At 49.9% G+C, this 17,013-nt stretch carries 13 protein-coding genes; 6 read left to right on the forward strand and 7 right to left on the reverse strand.

The features are described 5' to 3' along the window. Window positions 1-4: 4 nt before the first annotated feature. From AACY82_RS08490 to AACY82_RS08520, 7 genes are all read right to left on the reverse strand, one after another. Complete coding sequence (locus AACY82_RS08490) at window positions 5-820, reverse strand: type VI secretion system accessory protein TagJ (RefSeq protein ID WP_339616368.1); 816 nt, start codon at window positions 818-820, stop codon at window positions 5-7. Between the two features lie 83 nt (window positions 821-903). Continuing rightward, on the reverse strand, window positions 904-1,452 hold the full coding sequence (locus tag AACY82_RS08495; protein WP_339616369.1) for a type VI secretion system tube protein Hcp: 549 nt from the start codon (window positions 1,450-1,452) through the stop codon (window positions 904-906). 105 nt (window positions 1,453-1,557) lie between these two features. Further along, entirely contained in the window at window positions 1,558-3,051 is a 1,494-nt protein-coding gene (gene tssC, locus AACY82_RS08500; protein ID WP_339616370.1) for a type VI secretion system contractile sheath large subunit, read from the reverse strand. Window positions 3,052-3,080: 29 nt separating this feature from the next. After that, the gene (gene tssB / locus AACY82_RS08505; protein WP_339616371.1) at window positions 3,081-3,605 is read right to left on the reverse strand and encodes a type VI secretion system contractile sheath small subunit; all 525 of its coding nucleotides are present in this window, start codon (window positions 3,603-3,605) and stop codon (window positions 3,081-3,083) included. Window positions 3,606-3,650: 45 nt separating this feature from the next. Then, the gene (locus AACY82_RS08510; protein WP_339616372.1) at window positions 3,651-4,658 is read right to left on the reverse strand and encodes a type VI secretion system ImpA family N-terminal domain-containing protein; all 1,008 of its coding nucleotides are present in this window, start codon (window positions 4,656-4,658) and stop codon (window positions 3,651-3,653) included. A 12-nt stretch (window positions 4,659-4,670) separates the two neighbouring features. Then, window positions 4,671-5,006: a TssQ family T6SS-associated lipoprotein gene (locus AACY82_RS08515; protein ID WP_339616373.1), complete on the reverse strand. Its 336-nt coding sequence runs from the start codon at window positions 5,004-5,006 to the stop codon at window positions 4,671-4,673. A 90-nt stretch (window positions 5,007-5,096) separates the two neighbouring features. Further along, complete coding sequence (locus tag AACY82_RS08520; protein ID WP_339616374.1) at window positions 5,097-7,577, reverse strand: protein kinase; 2,481 nt, start codon at window positions 7,575-7,577, stop codon at window positions 5,097-5,099. Window positions 7,578-7,835: 258 nt separating this feature from the next. Here AACY82_RS08520 and tagH point away from each other — a divergent pair, with 258 nt between their 5' ends. From tagH to tssM, 6 genes are all read left to right on the forward strand, one after another. Continuing rightward, window positions 7,836-9,389: a type VI secretion system-associated FHA domain protein TagH gene (gene tagH, locus AACY82_RS08525; RefSeq protein ID WP_339616375.1), complete on the forward strand. Its 1,554-nt coding sequence runs from the start codon at window positions 7,836-7,838 to the stop codon at window positions 9,387-9,389. Next, window positions 9,386-10,207 carry a PP2C family serine/threonine-protein phosphatase gene (locus AACY82_RS08530; RefSeq protein WP_339616376.1) on the forward strand — a complete coding sequence of 274 codons (822 nt, stop codon included), beginning with the start codon at window positions 9,386-9,388 and terminating at the stop codon, window positions 10,205-10,207. The genes tagH and AACY82_RS08530 overlap by 4 nt, the downstream gene beginning before the upstream one ends. A gap of 33 nt (window positions 10,208-10,240) precedes the next feature. Continuing rightward, complete coding sequence (tssJ, locus tag AACY82_RS08535) at window positions 10,241-10,774, forward strand: type VI secretion system lipoprotein TssJ (RefSeq protein ID WP_339616377.1); 534 nt, start codon at window positions 10,241-10,243, stop codon at window positions 10,772-10,774. 15 nt (window positions 10,775-10,789) lie between these two features. Continuing rightward, on the forward strand, window positions 10,790-12,124 hold the full coding sequence (gene tssK / locus AACY82_RS08540; protein ID WP_339616378.1) for a type VI secretion system baseplate subunit TssK: 1,335 nt from the start codon (window positions 10,790-10,792) through the stop codon (window positions 12,122-12,124). Window positions 12,125-12,199: 75 nt separating this feature from the next. Continuing rightward, on the forward strand, window positions 12,200-13,438 hold the full coding sequence (icmH, locus tag AACY82_RS08545) for a type IVB secretion system protein IcmH/DotU (RefSeq protein ID WP_339616579.1): 1,239 nt from the start codon (window positions 12,200-12,202) through the stop codon (window positions 13,436-13,438). Window positions 13,439-13,450: 12 nt separating this feature from the next. After that, the gene (gene tssM, locus AACY82_RS08550) at window positions 13,451-17,011 is read left to right on the forward strand and encodes a type VI secretion system membrane subunit TssM (protein ID WP_339616379.1); all 3,561 of its coding nucleotides are present in this window, start codon (window positions 13,451-13,453) and stop codon (window positions 17,009-17,011) included. Window positions 17,012-17,013: the final 2 nt, after the last annotated feature.

Below are 17,013 nucleotides of genomic sequence, written 5' to 3' on the forward strand. Positions count from 1 at the left end.
AATACTAAACAGCCACATCGGAGGAGGAGTCAGGGGTTAGGCTTCTGGTCTCGAGTAGGGCAAAATCTCGTTGTTCACTTACCAGCATCTTTTGTCCGATGCCGGCCCAGGCGGTCTCGCTGAGCGCTTGCCACTCAGTACGTGCCGCTAGTGCGATCTGGTCGTCAAAGCGGTAGCTAAACGGGTAGCGGGCTGGTAGGAAGGCGAGCTTTTCAGTGTCATTAATAAGGGTGACTTTTGCCGGGATCCAGACCAGATCGCGAAGATCTTGCGGGGGCTCTAGCTCGAGTGTACGTATTTGGTTGAACCCCACCCAGTAGTAACCACCATTAATAAATAGCTCACAGCTGGGCCCTAGACGTGAATCGGCGTCGGCTAGCCACTGGGCGGCTGTGCCGTCGATGTAGATAGGCGAGGCGTCGGCTTGGCTATAGGCTTGATCTTGAAGCTCATCGGCACGCGTGTGCTTGCCGTTCTGGCGGTGTTCTATTGCATCAGTTAACAAGGTGACAACAGGTTGATAGCTGTCGTTGCTAAGCGGTTGTTTGACACCGCTAAAAACCTGCTCGCGAAGTACTTCAGCTTGAATTAGTTCGCGATAGGTTTGCGCCATAGGTATTGTTTTGGCATCTAGCTGCGCCGCCGTTTGCAGTTGTTCGAGGGCGCGCTCCCACTGGCCTGTTAGCATAAGTAGCTGAGCAAAATGAACTCGATGTTTTACTTCATTGGGGGCGGCGCGAATGCTCTGCTTAACCTCGACGATCTGCTCAGTTAATGCCGCTTTAGATGTGGTAGGGCGAGCTTCGGGGGTGTTAGGCATGACGCTGAATCCTTAACATTTGGCGGTACAGTATGGCGCTAAAAAATCAGTGTCTAACAGAGTTAGACACTGAAGTGTGGTAATTAAGCTTTGTTTTGCTTAACGTCCCAGGTGCCGGTGACGGTTGCGCCCATAGAGCCGTCTTTATTCTGCTCTTTGACTTCAACTTTGATCTCAGAGTATGAGATGCCGACTTCTTCTAGTACACGAGGGCTGTTAGTGGCACCCATAGGCCGAACGTGTGTAACCAGTACGTCTTTTAAGGTGACCTTCATATACTCTTGTTGGCCGTCGCCTACTTTGCAGCACGACAGTTCAACAGAGGGTACGTGTTTGCCGCTGGCGCAATATTTAATAAGGTTGGCGGTAGATTTATCGACATAGTGAGTAAAAAGCAGCTCGCTAAAGTGAGCTTTGCCTACACCGCCGCCGCCACCGACATTAGCCGACGAGGACTGGCTTACGGCATAGCCCCAGCTAAGAACATCGATTTGACCGGCATGGTTTGAGTCTTTTGATTCTCCTGGAATTCCCTCAATTTTTATGAAGAAGTCTTGCAGAGATTCGTTTGCTGCGGTGTTTACGGAGACCTGTGGGGGGGCCATAACGTTGTTAGAATTTCCCATTGACATACAATATCTTCCTTAGTTACTAGATATAAAAACAAGGCGTCAATCCTTGGTTGTGTCGACGCCCATTGCGGTTAAAGCCCTGCGCAGAGCCGCAGGGCTTTAACATCAATTTCCGCCGTTTTTAACCGACGGCAACTTGGATACAAGGCGCAGCGATACTGTTAATCCCTCAAGTTGGTAGTGAGGCCGTAAGAAAAATTTAGAGGTGTAGTAGCCAGGGTTTCCTTCCACTTCTTCGACGTAAACTTCGGCCGCTGCGAGCGGTTTAATAGCTTTAGTTTGTTGTGATGAGTTGGCGGGATCACCGTCGACGTAGTTCATGATCCACTCATTAAGCCACCGTTGCATGTCTTCGCGCTCTTTAAACGAGCCGATTTTGTCACGGACGATACACTTTAAATAGTGGGCGAAACGGCAACAGGCAAAAAGATAGGGCAAACGCGCTGCAAGCTTGGCGTTGGCCGTGGCATCCGGGTCTGTAAACTCACTGGGCTTTTGCAACGATTGGGCGCCGATAAATGCCGCGACATCGGTGTTTTTACGATGTATCAACGGCATAAAACCATTTTTAGCCAGCTCCGCCTCGCGTCGGTCAGAAATCGCGATCTCGGTTGGACACTTCATGTCGACCCCGCCATCATCGGACGGAAAGGTATGGGTCGGAAGGTTGGGTACCGAGCCACCTGACTCAACGCCACGAATGGAGGTACACCAACCAAACTGTTTGAATGAGTTGTTGATGTTGACTGCCATGGCGTAAGCGGAGTTTGCCCAGCAATAGCGCGAGTGATCAGAGCCGTCAACGCTCTCTTCAAAATTGAAATCGTCGATCGGGTTGGTTTTAGCTCCGTAAGGTGTGCGCGCTAAAAATCGCGGCATGGTTAACGCTAGATAGCGCGAGTCGTCCGATGTACGCAAGCTTTGCCATGCGGCGTACTCAGTGTTTTCAAAGATCTTAGTTAAGTCGCGGGGGTTAGCGAGCTCCTGCCAAGATTCCATTTGCATCACCGATGGTGCGGCAGCGCTAATAAATGGGCAGTGAGCGGCGGCAGAGATTTTTGCCATTTCGCCAAGTAGCTCGACATCAGGTGGCGAGTGGTCAAAATTGTAGTCGCCCACCAGGCAGCCGTAAGGCATGCCGCCAAGTTGATCGTACTCTTGTTCGTAAACCTTTTTAAATATCGGGCTTTGATCCCAGCCTACGCCTTTGTGGCGACGCAGCGTGCGGTGCAGCTCGCGCTTGGCTATAGGCATAAAGCGAATCTTTAATGTTTCATCAGTCTCGGTATTGTTGACTAAATAGTGTAATCCGCGCCAGGCGCTTTCGAGTGCCAAAAAGTCTTCGTGATGAATAATCGTATTGATTTGCTCAGAGAGTTTTACATCGATCTCTGAGATGATGGCTTCGATGGCCTTGTAGGCATCGCCATCAACCGTTGAAGATAATGATAAAGCTTGTTGCGCTAACGTCTGCACCGCATTTTGTACTGCGGATCTCGCTTCGTCGGTTTTGGGTTTAAACTCTTTTTGCAGCAAACTTGAGAAGTCGCTGTCGTGAACTTCGAGTTCTTCTGGTTGAATCGCTTCAGAAAGCTCCATGTGGCGTTCTCCTGTTGGGTGTTGGCTTGCTAATCGTTGTTTTGTGCGGTATCGCTGCTTGGCTTAGGCGCGTTGGCCAAACTTTGCAGTAGCGTTGGGTTTTGCAGTGCGTTGCTAATAAGCTCTTCCGCGCCGGTCTTGCCGTCCATGTAGGTCAGTAAGTTGTTGAGCTGGGTTCGCGCATTTAGCAGGTCTGATAGTCCATCGACGTTTTTTGCAACAGACGATGGTGAGAAGTCGTCCATACTGCTAAATGTCAAGTCGACCGCCAGATGACCCTCACCTGTGAGTGTGTTGGGGACGGTAAAGGCAACACGAGGTTTTAACGCTTTCATGCGCTCGTCAAAGTTATCAACGTCGATTTCAAGAAACTTTCGATCGGCAACAGGTGGCAACTCTTCTTTTTGTTTGCCGGAAAGATCTGACATGACGCCCATGATAAAGGGTATCTGGATCTTTTTTTCCGATCCGTATATTTCCACGTCGTACTCGATTTGAACTCTTGGAGCGCGGTTTCGTGCAATGAATTTCTGACTGCTTTTGTTGTCACTCATGGCTGATCTCCTGCAACATTTTCGGATTTAAAGGGTTTCATCGAGTTACTGATGTAGGCCTGTGATGTGCTCTGCTTGGGATACGCCATCGGGCGCAATGTCTTTTAAGATGGTGAAGAAATCTTGTCCGATCATATTGCGGGCTCGTCGAATAAGATGTGGTGCCGGATTGGCAGATTCGTGGTGCTCTAGGTATTCGCAAACGATGTCGAGCATGGCGATAGCGTCGGCGCGATTTCTAACGCTAGAGGGCACCCCTGTTTGTTCGGTATGGACGGTGGCTGGTGCGTCTGAGTGTTCGCCTACCGGTGGTTCGTCCGCTGCAACGGACGGCGTCTGAGGCACGATCTGTTGTAAGAATCGTATTGTAGAGCTTAAATCTGGACGATCTTCAGGCCCCAGTACGGCGGATAGCTCGGCGTTAAGCTGCTCGAGTTCGAGAAGTAATTGTTGCAGCTGAAGCAGTTCAGGGTGCTGATTGCTCAGTGTTTCGGCTAGTGCTTGAGCCATTTGATCTCGACGCACAGGCTGGTCTTCATCTGTACCACCAAGGATTTTATCAATGCTGCCGAGCGACACGGTGCCAACCTGACCAATCGATAGCGTGCTATGGCGAAGGTCACCTAACAGCCCTTGCATCGAGCCGAGTGGGGCGATGGCGTTGCTACGCAGTAGCGAATCGTACTCCCCGTCAAACTCTAAACTAGGAAACGCAACCGCCCAGCAACCGTTTACTAAAGCTCGTACGAGCTGTATGCCTTTTACCGCACCGGATAAGCCTTCGCGGTGCGTTAGACAGCGCGCGATAATAACGGCCACTCTAAAGTCTAGGCTTTTTCCCAATAGCTGCATTGCCAGCGGTAAAGCCTTGGCCCAGTCTGGCTCGGCGGCGGGGATTATAGTGTCGCCATACTGTTGCTCTGGGCTTGACGCCAGCAGGTTTTCCAGCTCGATAAAGTCCGGATCGTAGTCAATTTCGCAGCCGGGCAGTAATTCCGCATCGGTCGCGCTATTGAGCTGTTCGAGGGCGTTATCAATATGTAAGAAGTTCATTCCTGCTGCGCCTTACTCTGTGGTTGTGCCATTGCGTGCGAGTTTGAATTGCGGGCCCCAGAGTGGATGGGTGACCTCGGCTTCTGATAATTCAAAACGTGGATCAAGTTGCAACGCTTTATTGAAAGCATGTCGGCACAAGGTGGCGCGGTCGGTAACGCAGTAGGTAAACGCTAGGTATTTTAGCGCGACTAGTTGCGTGCCCGACGTGGCGTGCCAAGTGGTTGCACCAATCAAGTCGGTTTCGGCCTGATTGTAATTGCCCGCGTGAAAGTGCGACTTGCCTCTTTCGAGCTTTTGCTCTGCGTCAATTTGCGCGAGCTCGTGCTCACTTTTTTTCTGAGTCATGCAGCCGCTTATTATGGCTGGGCTTAGGGCGATAATGACGAATAATAATGCGGATTTTACATTCATAAGGTTTGAGTCTATCGGTTCGCTCTAGTTAAAAATATGTTTGATTGTTCGGTCGTTGTCGGCGCTAACCTCAAGATGTATCTCTTTGGTGGGGTAGCTTGGGTTGACAATTTTTATGCTGTGTTGCGGTTTGTCTAGGTTTAACTCGCGCAGCGGTGGTGCTATGCCGACTTTTTCTCCGTCGACCCAAACCTCTCCCCAAGGCTGTACCATTAGGTTAACCGTCCAAGGCGCGATGGGTTCAGTTTTGATTGCAGAGGTCTTTACGCGTTCGGCGGCCGTCGTTTTGTCATTGCTTATGTTGGGCATTGTTCCACTAGACGCCGCTGTGGCATTTACTGTGTTTTCTGGCGTATTCTCGATTACCTGTTCTGGGCTTTTCTCGCGTTGGTTGTTTACGGTGGTCGAATGCGATTCGGAATCGTCGTCTTTTTTCAGTGTGTGCTTGATGGTCACGGTTTGTTCTGATTTTATTTCAACCGTACGCGTTTCTGTTCGCATGCCTGGGCTGCGTATTTGCAGCTGATGAACCCCTTCGGGTAGTGACAACGTCGTCAATGGCGGGCTTACGCCGTATTTTTTGTTGTCGATCCAAATCTCGCCCCAAGGTATGACGCTGAGTTTAATGTCACCGCTTCTGACAATAGACGCTGCCGCTTGGTTAGACGGTTTATGCTTAGCGGTTTGGGGTTGTATGTCCGCATTAGTAGGTGCGGGTTTTGGCGCTGGCGTTGTTTTATTGGCGATCGCGGGTTCTGGTGCTGGTGTTTCTGGTGCGGCCGCCTTTAAAGGGAGCTCGAGTTGAAGCTGAAGTAATGGTGGTGTTAACACCGGAATTGGTGTTGTCGCTTGAGCTTGCTCGGACGGCGTGACTACGCTAGGTGCAAGCGACATGCTTGGTGGTATAAGTGCCGTTGCTGTACGGCCGACCTGGGGGGCGGAGTTGGTGAGTTGGGAGTTTTGTGTTTTTGTTCGTGGAGCCTCCACGATGGTGTTTTGCGCTAACGTTTGATCGTCAGGCTGGTCGCCCGCTTTAAGGTTAGCTCTAATGTCTTGGGCAAGCGTGGCGCTTGATGGCTCGGTTGGAGTTCCATTGAAAACCGCGATGGCGATAATGCTTAGTACCGCTAATATGCTAGCGCCAAGAACGGCCGTTTGCAGCTTGAGAGTTTTGCTACTCCTAGGTAACCAAGTGTAAGCGCGCTTAGGCTCTAGCGGTGTGCTGGGGCTAATGGACGCAGCAGGTTCGGGTGAGGTCGCTCGGCGATCAGAGACCTGCATCTGGTAGTTTCCGCCCCTTTCGGTTCCATCGAGCAACTCTTTAACATCGTCAAATGTGCTAGCGCTCGTGGACGGAGTGTCGAAGGCTGATGAACTTAAAGGGTTGTCGGTGTCGAGAGCGCTAGGCGCGCTTGGGCCGTGTACGGGCCGTGGCGCCAGAAGTTTATTTTGTAACGCCTCAACTTCATCCTCAGAAAGGATAACCGTTTTGCCATCGTCCTCATCATAGGTGGTGCTGCTTTTCTCGTCGGTTGCCGGTGGTAGGCTGGTAATGGCTTCGGAGAGCGCAGAGCTGATGCTGAGTGACTCGCGCAACTCGTTGATGCTCTGTTGGCGTTCACTTGGCTGCAGCTTTAAGGCTTTATTGACCGCAGCTAAAAACTCATCACTAAAGTTTGGGTATTGCTCATGAGTTAGAGGTGGCAGCGTATCTTTCATCATTCGTGACACAGAAGCATTGGGAGCGCGGCCAGTTATAACAAAATAGATAACAGCGCCCAGTGCGTAAATGTCAGTCCACGGCCCTTGCTCCGTTATGGTGTCATCGGTGTACTGCTCGATAGGGGCGTAACCTGGCTTCACGACGACGGTAAGTGCTTTTTGTAAGCCTGAGATTACGCGCCTTGCGGAGCCTAGGTCGAGCAGGACGGGTTGGCCATTATCTTGAATGACAATGTTGTCAGGGGCGATGTCGCGATGGTAGATCTGTTTTGAGTGGAGTAGCTCAAGCGCACTGAGCAATGGGCCAAGTACGGATTTTAACCAGCGTTCATCGGTATTTTTAGAGGATTTTTTTAGAACTTTCTTAAGGGTTTCACCTTGGTAGTTAGGCATAACCATATAGGCGGTGCCATTGGCTTCCCAAAACGTTAAAATTTCGACAAGTGCGGGGTGTTTAAATTGTGCGAGTAGTCGCGCCTCTTCGATAAAGCCTTTTAATCCAGCATCAAACGTCCCTTTATGTCTTTCTGAGCGCAAGCTGACATGGCTGGATGAATGCCGGCTGGCGATCGCGGCAGGCATGTACTCTTTGATTGCAACGGTACGCTTTAACCGTGTGTCGTGAGCGGCATAGACGATACCGAACCCGCCCTCACCAATGACATCAGTGACGACAAATTCGTTGAGCTTGGTGTCGGTTGGTAGCGCTGCCGGAGAAAAAATAGGAGAGTTTTTCTGCTGAGTATGTTTGTCCGGCACTTCAACGCTTAGACTCGCGTCCATGCAATTCTCACTAATATCCTTGAGTTTTTGGCGCCCAATTGGCGGTGGCTATGCGGATGTGTGTTTGGGCGACAGCCACGTTCCCTAAGTTGATGGCCGGCATTCTATTGTCTAATCAAATAAATCTTTGTGATTAAAGTCTCACTTATTAATTTGTGTAGAAATTTTTTATGGTTATTATGGCGACCATGAAATGTTGATCTGTCTCCTGAGCATATAAAGCATTCATGTTTTTTATGGTTACACGGAATTTAGTATATGTACCTCTCTCCAGGATTGGAGCTAGTCGCTCTGTCATTTGATGGAATGTCGATAGAGAGCACCCAGCCGCGTTGTTCACTCAGCCTTGATCAAAAAGTTTTGGTGGGACGTAGTCATGATAACCATATGGTGTTGGATGACCCGTCTCGTTGTGTATCTCGCTCGCAAGCTAGCCTCTCGCTCACCAAAGATGGCTCTGTTGTGCTGGAAAATATCAGCGGCTCAGTCAGTATCTTTGTCAACGATAATGAGCTTCGACCGGGCCAAAGCCAGAAGGTGTGTTGCTCAGACAGGGTTCTTATTGGTCGATACGTAGTTGGGCTAGAAGAAAAAGAAAAGCCGTTATCCGATACCTGTAATGTTTCTGAAATAAAGGAGCCTTTGTTTAACGGGGGGGCGGCAGAGCCCGACACGACGAACGTGCGCGACACCTATATCCCTGAAGATTTTGATATATTCGCCGAACCGCAAGCTAGCGATGAGAGCGTCGCCGACACATTTGATCTTAACGAATTGAGTGATCCCCTCTGCGAGACGACTCAGTCCCTGATTGGGGGACTCGATGAAACCTCGCAGGCAGCGAGATCTCTTGATCACCCACAGATGCCTGAGAGTCGCTTGCTTGGCGATGATTTAGAGCATATTGATCCTTTGGCTCTGCTGAGAGATGAAGCTGTTCATAATAATGACTTAGAGCAGATGTTTAGTGGCAATAGCCAGGCTGATCATGGTTCGGAGTTGTCGATGCCTTTTGTGGCCCCAACGCCTGTCAAGCGTAATGAGGCTGAGTCAAGTGATGTTAGTGCGCAAGCCCGTGATGCGTCGTCAGGATCTGAGTTGTTAAAGTCGACACGTTCAATGAGATCAAGTCCTGAGCTTTCTAAAATCTCTTCAGCACCCGCCGACGTACTGGACTCAGGCCCCGAAAGTATTTCGGGCGACGACGTTATGGCTGAACAGCTTCGCACGGCGTTTAGTGAGACTTCGGGTGTTGCGGTGGATCATCTACCGACATTTGACGAAAAATTTGCAGCGACGCTGGGGAGCTTGTTATCGCACCTTACGGCCGGGACCATTGAAATGGTGCATGCGCGCTCTGTGACTAAGCATGAAATGCGGGCAAACGTCACCATTATTGCCGCGGCGGGAAATAACCCGCTTAAGTTTGCCCCTGATGCGCAATCGGCTTTGACGCAGTTAATTGCGCCGACCTTTTCTGGCTTTATGGACCCGATGACCTCTATCGACGAGGCTTTTGAAGATTTGGCTGCCCATCAGGTGGGTTTAATGATGGGGGCGCGTGCGGCGGTTTATGAGGTGGTAAATAAGTTTAGCCCAGAGCGTTTGGGACGCTATTTGGCGTCTAACCAAGTGATGGATAGCATTTTGCCAATGTCACGTAAATCGCGCCTTTGGGAGCTGTACGAAGCAAATTACTCGGATCTTGCCGGTGATGCCAAAGAGGACTTTGAGGTGCTTTTTCAGCAGGCTTTTGCCGAAGCATATGAAAAGGAAGTCGAGCGGGTGCAAGAAGCGAGGGCTTTGCAATGACAGCCTATCACGCGACATCCGGAACGGTAATTGATTTTGCGACGCTGTCGCGTTGCGGCGCCCGTGATTATAACGAGGATGCTTGTGGTTACTGGACGTCGGATACCGGGGCTTGCTTTGTTGTATCCGATGGCGCAGGCGGACATGGTGGCGGTGACGTGGCATCCGAAACTGCTGTTAAAACATTTTTAGCGGGATTTTCTGGAAACCCCCTGTTGACAAAAGAGGCAACAGACTCTTTGTTAACAAAAGCGGATGCGGCGGTGCGCTATGGTCAAACCTTGTCCGACGGACTGGAAAAAATGAGCGCAACCGTCGCTGGGCTTTTTTTAAGCCGCGATGCGACGCAGGCTCAATGGGTTCATGTTGGGGATACCCGTATTTATCTTATTCGTCGGCAAGTGTGCCAGCTACTAACGAAAGATCATAGTTTAGTGCAGCGGTTTATTGATAACGGGGTTATGGATGAGGCAGAGGCGCACAACAAGGTCTCTAGAAGTGTGCTCTACGCCGCGCTTGGCACTGGCGAGTCAGTGCCGCCGGCCTCACTAACGGCGCCTTTTAGCGTGGTTGAGGGGGATGCATTTTTAATTTGCTCGGACGGTTTTTGGGAGTCGTTGCCGCAAGCAACTTTGGTGGCGACTCTAGGCCGGGCCGCATGTGCAGAGGAGTGGTTACTGCGTCTAGAGCAAGAGTTGATCGCTGTCGCTGAACCCAGCCAAGATAATTATAGCGCTCTCGCCGTTTGGATCGGTGGCCCTAATGACATTACGCTTGCGTGGGCGGGCGACTCAATTATGACAGCTGCTGATGCTTAGCCGCTAACGGATACTTTGACGATGGGAATCACAATGCATGAAAGAATAGTTTTTACTTGTCAAAAAATCTTACGCTTGCTCAATGTTCTGGCTTTAGTGAGTGTCTGCGTTGCGTGTGCGTCGTCTCCTAAAAACGACTCAATGTCGGTAAGGTATGTGGCGGATCACGGTATTAACCCGGATATTAACGGACGAGCGTCGCCCGTGGCGGTTACGTTTTATCGGCTTCGTGACGCGACGGTGTTTAAAAGTGCGGATTATATGACGCTTATGGAGCGGGATGCGGAATTGTTGGGTGATAGCTTGTTGTCGAAGGAGCGAATCATTTTGCGCCCCGGTGAAACACAGGAACAGATCTATCTTTTAAATGGTGAAGAGCGAGCTTACGGTATTGTTGCGGGTTATCGCTCTATCGACGCTGGAGGCTGGAAGCTTGTCGGCGACATGCCTAAAGCGCGTTCAGGGTTTATGAAAGTGGTTCGTCACCGTCAGTCGCGCCATGCCAAGACAATTTTTATCGGAAAAAAATCACTCCAAGAAGATGTAGGTTCAATTTTGAACGAGTAGCAAAGGCTCAGGTATATGGATTCGTACAAAAAGATCGTATGGACGGAAGGTATGTTTCTTCGTCCGCAACACTTTCAGCAACAGGATCGTTATGTAGAGTTTTTGGTTCATCAGCGCTCGCTGGCACCAGCTTACTATTTTTGGGGCTTTAGGCGGCTAAATATCGATAGCTCTGCGCTGGCTCTTGGTGTTGTGTCGCTGCTTGAAGCCGAGGGTGTTTTTTCTGATGGAACTGCTTTTAATTTTCCGGTGCAGTCCGCGCCACCTGCGCCATTAACCCTTCCTGAGGGCGCTGTAGATCAAGTTGTTCACTTGGCGATACCTGTTAAGCGCGTCCACGCCAACGAGGTTGAGTTTGAAGTGGACGACTCATCGCTAGCGCGTTTTGGTGTGATCGATACGCTGGTGGAGGATGTAAACTCCGTAAAAGGGGAGGCTGCAGAGCTTCAGGCAGCGACTCCGAGGCTTACACTCTTACTCGAAAAAGATCTTACCGACGCGTGGGTTTCGTTGGGCGTGCTAAAGGTGATAGAGAGGAAAAGCGATCGGCAAGTCGTGTTAGATGAGCACTTTATTCCTCCTGTGGTTGCCTGCGGTGCAGCGAAGCAGTTAACCAGCTATTTAAATGAGCTTCTTGGTTTGGTCGAGCAACGCGCTGATGCGTTAAGTGATCGTGTCGGGCAAATGGGACGCGGTGGAATTTCCGAAGTCGGTGACTTTTTAATGTTGCAATATTTGAACGGATTGCAACCTCAGTTGACACATCTTCTGGCCAGCCACGGGGCGCAGCCAGAGGCCATGTATGGCGTGTTCTCTGCTATGTGTGGCGAGCTGTCGACTTTTGTGGAAAACAGTAAACGCTGTCCGGACTTGCCAGCTTATCAGCACGATTGTCTAAGTAAGTCTTTTCAGCCTTTGGTGAAAACACTAAGAGGTTATTTGTCGACAGTCTTGGAGAGAAACGCTATTGAAATCGAGCTGGCTGAAAAAGCCTATGGCGTAAAAGTTGGACGTGTCAGTGACAAAGAGCTCATTACTAAAGGCCGGTTTATACTGGCGGTAAGCGCGGACGTTGCTTCTGAAGTTGTAAAATCTAATTTTCCTAAGCAGGTTAAAATTGGGTCCGTAGAGAAGATTAGAGATTTGGTTAACTTGCAGTTGCCTGGGATACAAATTGCGCAGATGCCTATTGCGCCGAGACAGATTCCGTATCACACCGGAACACACTATTTTGAGATGGACCCGTCTTCTTCAATGTGGAAGGCGTTTGAGGCCTCTGGGACCATTGCGTTGCATGTTGCGGGGGATTTTCCCGGCCTGGAAGTTCAGTGCTGGATCGTACTGGCTTAATCTTTAGTTTTCAAAGGAAGTGACAATATGACCGCTGAAGATGCGTTTGGCTTAAATCAATCCCGCACGTTTGTTATGCCCACTCCAGGTGGGCGTCGAGATAAGCCACAAGTGAATCACGCGGGATCTAGTCGCTGGCGCGATACCGATGAGGTAGTGTGCGGGAGTAACTCTCTGGTTGCCGTTGCCAATCCGATTCTAAATATGATCTATCAAGTCAGAACCTTGGTGCATAATCCCGATCCCGCAGAGCTTAAAAGTGTTCTTGTAGAAGATATTAAACGCTTTGAAGCGCGCGCTAAGCAAGAAAATATCTCTCAAGAGCACATTGTGGCAGCGCGTTATTGCTTGTGCACTGTGCTGGATGAGACGGCAGCTAAAACGCCTTGGGGTGGTGGCGGGGTTTGGTCTCGTTATAGCCTGTTGGTGACTTTTCATAATGAAACGTGGGGGGGCGAGAAGTTTTTTCAAATTCTCTCTAAGGTAAGCCAGTCTCCAGCGGTGCATATCGATTTAATAGAGTTGATGTTTTATTGCATTTCACTTGGGTTTCAGGGCCGATATAAAATTGTCGACAACGGAAAGTCCGAGTTAGAGCTTTTACGTCAACGTTTGGCCGAAGTTATTGCTGGCGTAAGAGGCGATCATGTGCGCGCCTTTTCTAGTAACTGGCAAGGTGTCACTAAAGATCAAACGCCGGTGTGGGCCGCTCTACCTGTTTGGGTGTCGGCGGTTGTATGCCTAATTCTAGCCGCTGCGCTGTATTCGGTCTTTACTCTGCGGCTATCAAGTCTCTCCGATGTTACCTTTGCAAATATTCTGTCAGCTAGGCTTCCTGAACTTACCTCTGATGCGCCCACTATTAATATGAGCGTGCGGCTTACGCAATTTATGCAGCCTGAAATTAAGGCAAAGTTGGTGCGGGTAAATGAAACAACTGAGGCCGCCACCGTGACTCTGATCGGTGACGGACTGTTTCGCTCTGGCAGTGTCGATGTAAGTCCACAATATGAGGCGATTATCGGAAAAGTTGCACAATATGTAGACGATTTCGGTCGTTCGGTTGTGGTTTCAGGCCATACTGATAATCAACCAATCCGAACGGTCCGTTTCCCTTCAAATTGGCACTTGTCAAATGATCGCGCGCGAAGTGTCGCCAGCTTATTGCGCAGCCAAATGCGTGCGGCTTCCGTTCAGATTACGACTCAAGGGCTGGGTGCCTCTGCGCCTGTAGCAACAAATAGCACGGCAGAGGGGCGAGCGATGAACCGACGTGTGGATATAAAAATACTGACGCCTTCGGCAAGCTATTAAAAGGACTTATTTGTGATCACTCGTTTTTTTCGATTTTTGTGTAGTCGAACCTTTTGGGTCATTGTCGGTATCGTTGCCGTCATTTTATTTATTTGGTTCGCGGGGCCGCTATTTGCGTTCTCAGGCTGGCGCCCCTTGTCATCGACAACCGTTCGGTGGTGGTGCATAGGCCTCTTGTTGGCGTACTTTATTATTAAGTTGTTGATTGGGTTTTATCGTTCAAAAAACATCAACGATAAGCTCTTGGCTTCGATGGCTAAACTGAAGCCAGAGGGATCTCCGGGCGAAACTGAGCCTTATAGTGATTTGCAGCGCAACTTTAGCTCTGCTCTGGAGCACATTAAGACACTGTCGTTTGGTCGTCATAACGGCCTTTTTTCTCGTTTTAAGCGAAAGTATGTTTATCAGTTGCCGTGGTATGTCTTTATTGGAGCGCCTGGGTCCGGTAAAACGACGGCTTTGGTAAACAGCGGGCTGCGTTTCCCACTATTGGACGTACTCGGTAAAGAGTCGGTGAAAGGCGTAGACGGTACACGTAATTGTGACTGGTGGTTTACTGAAGACGCTGTTTTTTTAGATACCGCGGGGCGCTATACCACGCAAGACAGTAGCGCCGAGGCAGATAAGCAGGAGTGGCACGGCTTTTTGGGCTTGTTGCGTAAATTTCGTCCTAAACAGCCTCTAAATGGTGCGATTGTTACTTTATCGGTTGCTGATTTATTGGTGGCAGATGATAAAGCGTGTGAACAGCAAGCGCGCCAAATTCGCTCTCGTTTGGCAGATCTTACTGAGAGTTTGGGTGTTAACTTTCCGGTTTATGTGTTGTTAACAAAAGCAGATCTGTTGGGCGGGTTTTCAGATTACTTCGCGGGGCTGTCAAAAGAGGAGCGCGAGCAGGTATGGGGCTTTACGCTGACCGAAACCCAAGGTGGTGCCAGCGTCGATTCTGATATCTTGGCGCGTGAAATGCTAGCCTTATCTACGCGCCTTTTTGATGGACTGCCCACATTAATGCTGCAGGAGCATGATATTACGCGCCGTGCCCACGCCTACGCATTTGCGCAAAACTTCGCCAATGCTTTGCCGTTGGCTCGTCAAGTCATAGAGCAGGTTTTCTATGGCAGCCTATTGACCAATATTAACTTTCGAGGGGTTTATTTCGCCAGCGGCACCCAAGAAGGTACGCCGTTTGATCGGGTGCTGGGGGCATTGTCGCGCCGTGTTGGTGTAAGCTCGAGCATCAATATCAATAAAAATGTCGCATCCGGGAAAAGCTATTTTATTAAGGATCTTATCAATAAGGTTGTTTTACCTGAGGCGCATCTCGCGGGAAGGAATCGCCGAGAAGAGCGCAAAGAGCTGTTCTGGAGTGTTGCTGGACACGTATGTGTGGCGGGCTTGTTGTTTGTTATCGGTGGGTTATGGTTTCAAAGTTACGGAAAAAACAAGGAGTATGTTGAATATGTAGCCGATAAAAACTTGGCGTTGAGTAAGAAAATGGATTCGTTGTCGAGTTTAGATCCATCGCGAGCGCTTGAGTATTTACCGGTTTTGGATGAGCTTTTGGTTATGGCGGATGGGCGAAACTTTAGTGCCGAAGATCCCCCCTTAACTGTAACCCTGGGGTTGTATCAAGGGGAAAAACTCAGCGCGGCATCGGACTATGTTTATCGGGATGCACTGGATCGTACACTGCTGCCTTTAGTGTCAAAACGTTTGGCCTTTTTGCTGGAGTCATCCGGTGAGCACGATCTGGGTTTTAGCTATCAAGCTTTAAAAGCCTATCTTATGCTGTGGGATACGGAGCATTATGATGGAGAGGAGTTGCTGGAGTTTGTGAGCGAAGATTTCCAGGAGAATTTACCTGGGGGAGTTTCACCCCGTATCCGAGAGTCGTTAAACGTCCATTTAGCTAATCTTTTGCATGAGTCTGTCGTAGAGCCGGGGCCTATTAACGCTCAATTGGTCGAGCGAAAGCGGCAACTTTTAGGACGCTCTGCTTTTTCGCAACGCGCCTATATTCAGGCAAAGGGGCAGCTGCTGGGTACGGTTGGCACTGGGTTTTCTTTTTCCAGTGCGGCGGGACCCAAAAGCGCATTTGTCTTTAGGCGAGAAAGCGGTTTGCCTTTGAGTGCTGGTATTTCGGAGCTATATACTAATCACGGTTATCATAAGCTGTTTCTGCCAGCACTAAGTGATGTTGTACGGAGTATGGCGTCGGAAGATAGTTGGGTGTTGGGGGCTTACTCGACTTTTGGCGAGGGCAAACCGGACTTACTGACGCTTGCCGAGCAAGAACGTGCGGTTAAGCGTTTGTACCTGCATGAGTACGTCGTACAGTGGGAAGATTATTTGGCCGATCTTAGATTGGTTGAGACTCATTCGATGCCCGAGACGATTGAGGTGGCGAGAATTTTGTCGTCGGTTGATTCGCCTCTGATACAACTACTGCAAGCCGCTGTACACGAGGTTAATTTAGGGAACACGTTCTCTGACGCTGAGGTGTCGGTTGTGAAGCAGGCTGTGCGTCGGGCGGGGGTCGCGGTATCTACCTTGGAGCGAAACCTAGACGGTTTGGCGACCGGGCTGGATGGCAGTGAAGTCCTCGAGCGCATCGTTGATGATCGGTTTAAAGGCATTACTCAACTAGTGTCTGGACAGGGTGGTGGATCGTCTTCGGTCGATGCGTTGCTGCGGATGTTTAATGAGGTTTATATTAGTTTGTCTAATACTGACTATTCGATTCGAAGTGGTTCTACCTCTCTCGGGCAATCCGATGCTATTACTCAAATTCGTTCTGAAGCCGCTCGTTTTCCGAGCCCGGTAAGGCCTGTGCTGGAGGGCTTGACGCTAGAGGGTAAGCGTCAGGCAGAGGGTGGTATTAGAAGTACTTTAAGCGATGAGTTGAATCGCTCTGTGGGCGACTTTTGCCGCGTGGCGATACGCGGCCGCTACCCGTTTGATCAACACTCGACGCGCGATGTCACAATGGCAGACTTTTCACGAATGTTTGCTCCTTCAGGGATGATGGATAAATTTTTTAATCAGCATCTTCGGCAGATGACGGATACCACCGGTCGCGCTTGGATCTTACGCGCTTCAAACGAAGACTATGTACCAATTGGAGCGTTTCAGCAGGCGGCAAAAATACGTGACGTGTTTTTCCCGCAGGGTGCCAGCGCGCCAGAAATATCGTTTGACTTTAAGGTGCTAGAAATGGATGCCCAGATCAAACAGTTAACGCTAGATTTCGATGGTCAGGTTTTTCATTACTCGCACGGCCCACAGCTCTCAAGGTCGGTGACTTGGCCCGGCCCTCGTGGAGGTAATCAGATAAGGCTTGAGTTGGACGGGGTCGAGCCTTCTCGTCGTGCATTTAAAGTGGCCGGCCCCTGGGCTCTTATGAGGTTGTTTCAGTCAAGCGATAACCGTAGCGATATATCACCGGAGGCGTTCACTTCCACGGTTTTGGTGAATGGTTATAAAGTGGTCTTTGAAGTGACCGCCAGCAGCGTTAATAACCCGTTTTATTTGGCTGAGCTTGACCGTTTTTCATGCCCCAGCCGGATTTAGTC

The sequence above is a fragment of the uncultured Gilvimarinus sp. genome, from assembly GCF_963972205.1.
GTDB classification, from domain to species: domain Bacteria; phylum Pseudomonadota; class Gammaproteobacteria; order Pseudomonadales; family Cellvibrionaceae; genus Gilvimarinus; species Gilvimarinus japonicus.

Bases quoted from the DNA above. Each gene is read 5' to 3' on its own strand.
- tssK (WP_339616378.1), top strand. From the start codon at position 10,790: ATGGATTCGTACAAAAAGATCGTATGGACGGAAGGTATGTTTCTTCGT.
- AACY82_RS08530 (WP_339616376.1), top strand. From the start codon at position 9,386: ATGACAGCCTATCACGCGACATCCGGAACGGTAATTGATTTTGCGACG.
- tssJ (WP_339616377.1), top strand. From the start codon at position 10,241: ATGCATGAAAGAATAGTTTTTACTTGTCAAAAAATCTTACGCTTGCTC.
- AACY82_RS08495 (WP_339616369.1), bottom strand. From the start codon at position 1,452: ATGTCAATGGGAAATTCTAACAACGTTATGGCCCCCCCACAGGTCTCC.
- tagH (WP_339616375.1), top strand. From the start codon at position 7,836: ATGTACCTCTCTCCAGGATTGGAGCTAGTCGCTCTGTCATTTGATGGA.
- tssC (WP_339616370.1), bottom strand. From the start codon at position 3,051: ATGGAGCTTTCTGAAGCGATTCAACCAGAAGAACTCGAAGTTCACGAC.
- AACY82_RS08515 (WP_339616373.1), bottom strand. From the start codon at position 5,006: ATGACTCAGAAAAAAAGTGAGCACGAGCTCGCGCAAATTGACGCAGAG.
- icmH (WP_339616579.1), top strand. From the start codon at position 12,200: ATGCCCACTCCAGGTGGGCGTCGAGATAAGCCACAAGTGAATCACGCG.
- AACY82_RS08510 (WP_339616372.1), bottom strand. From the start codon at position 4,658: ATGAACTTCTTACATATTGATAACGCCCTCGAACAGCTCAATAGCGCG.
- AACY82_RS08490 (WP_339616368.1), bottom strand. From the start codon at position 820: ATGCCTAACACCCCCGAAGCTCGCCCTACCACATCTAAAGCGGCATTA.
- tssB (WP_339616371.1), bottom strand. From the start codon at position 3,605: ATGAGTGACAACAAAAGCAGTCAGAAATTCATTGCACGAAACCGCGCT.
- AACY82_RS08520 (WP_339616374.1), bottom strand. From the start codon at position 7,577: ATGGACGCGAGTCTAAGCGTTGAAGTGCCGGACAAACATACTCAGCAG.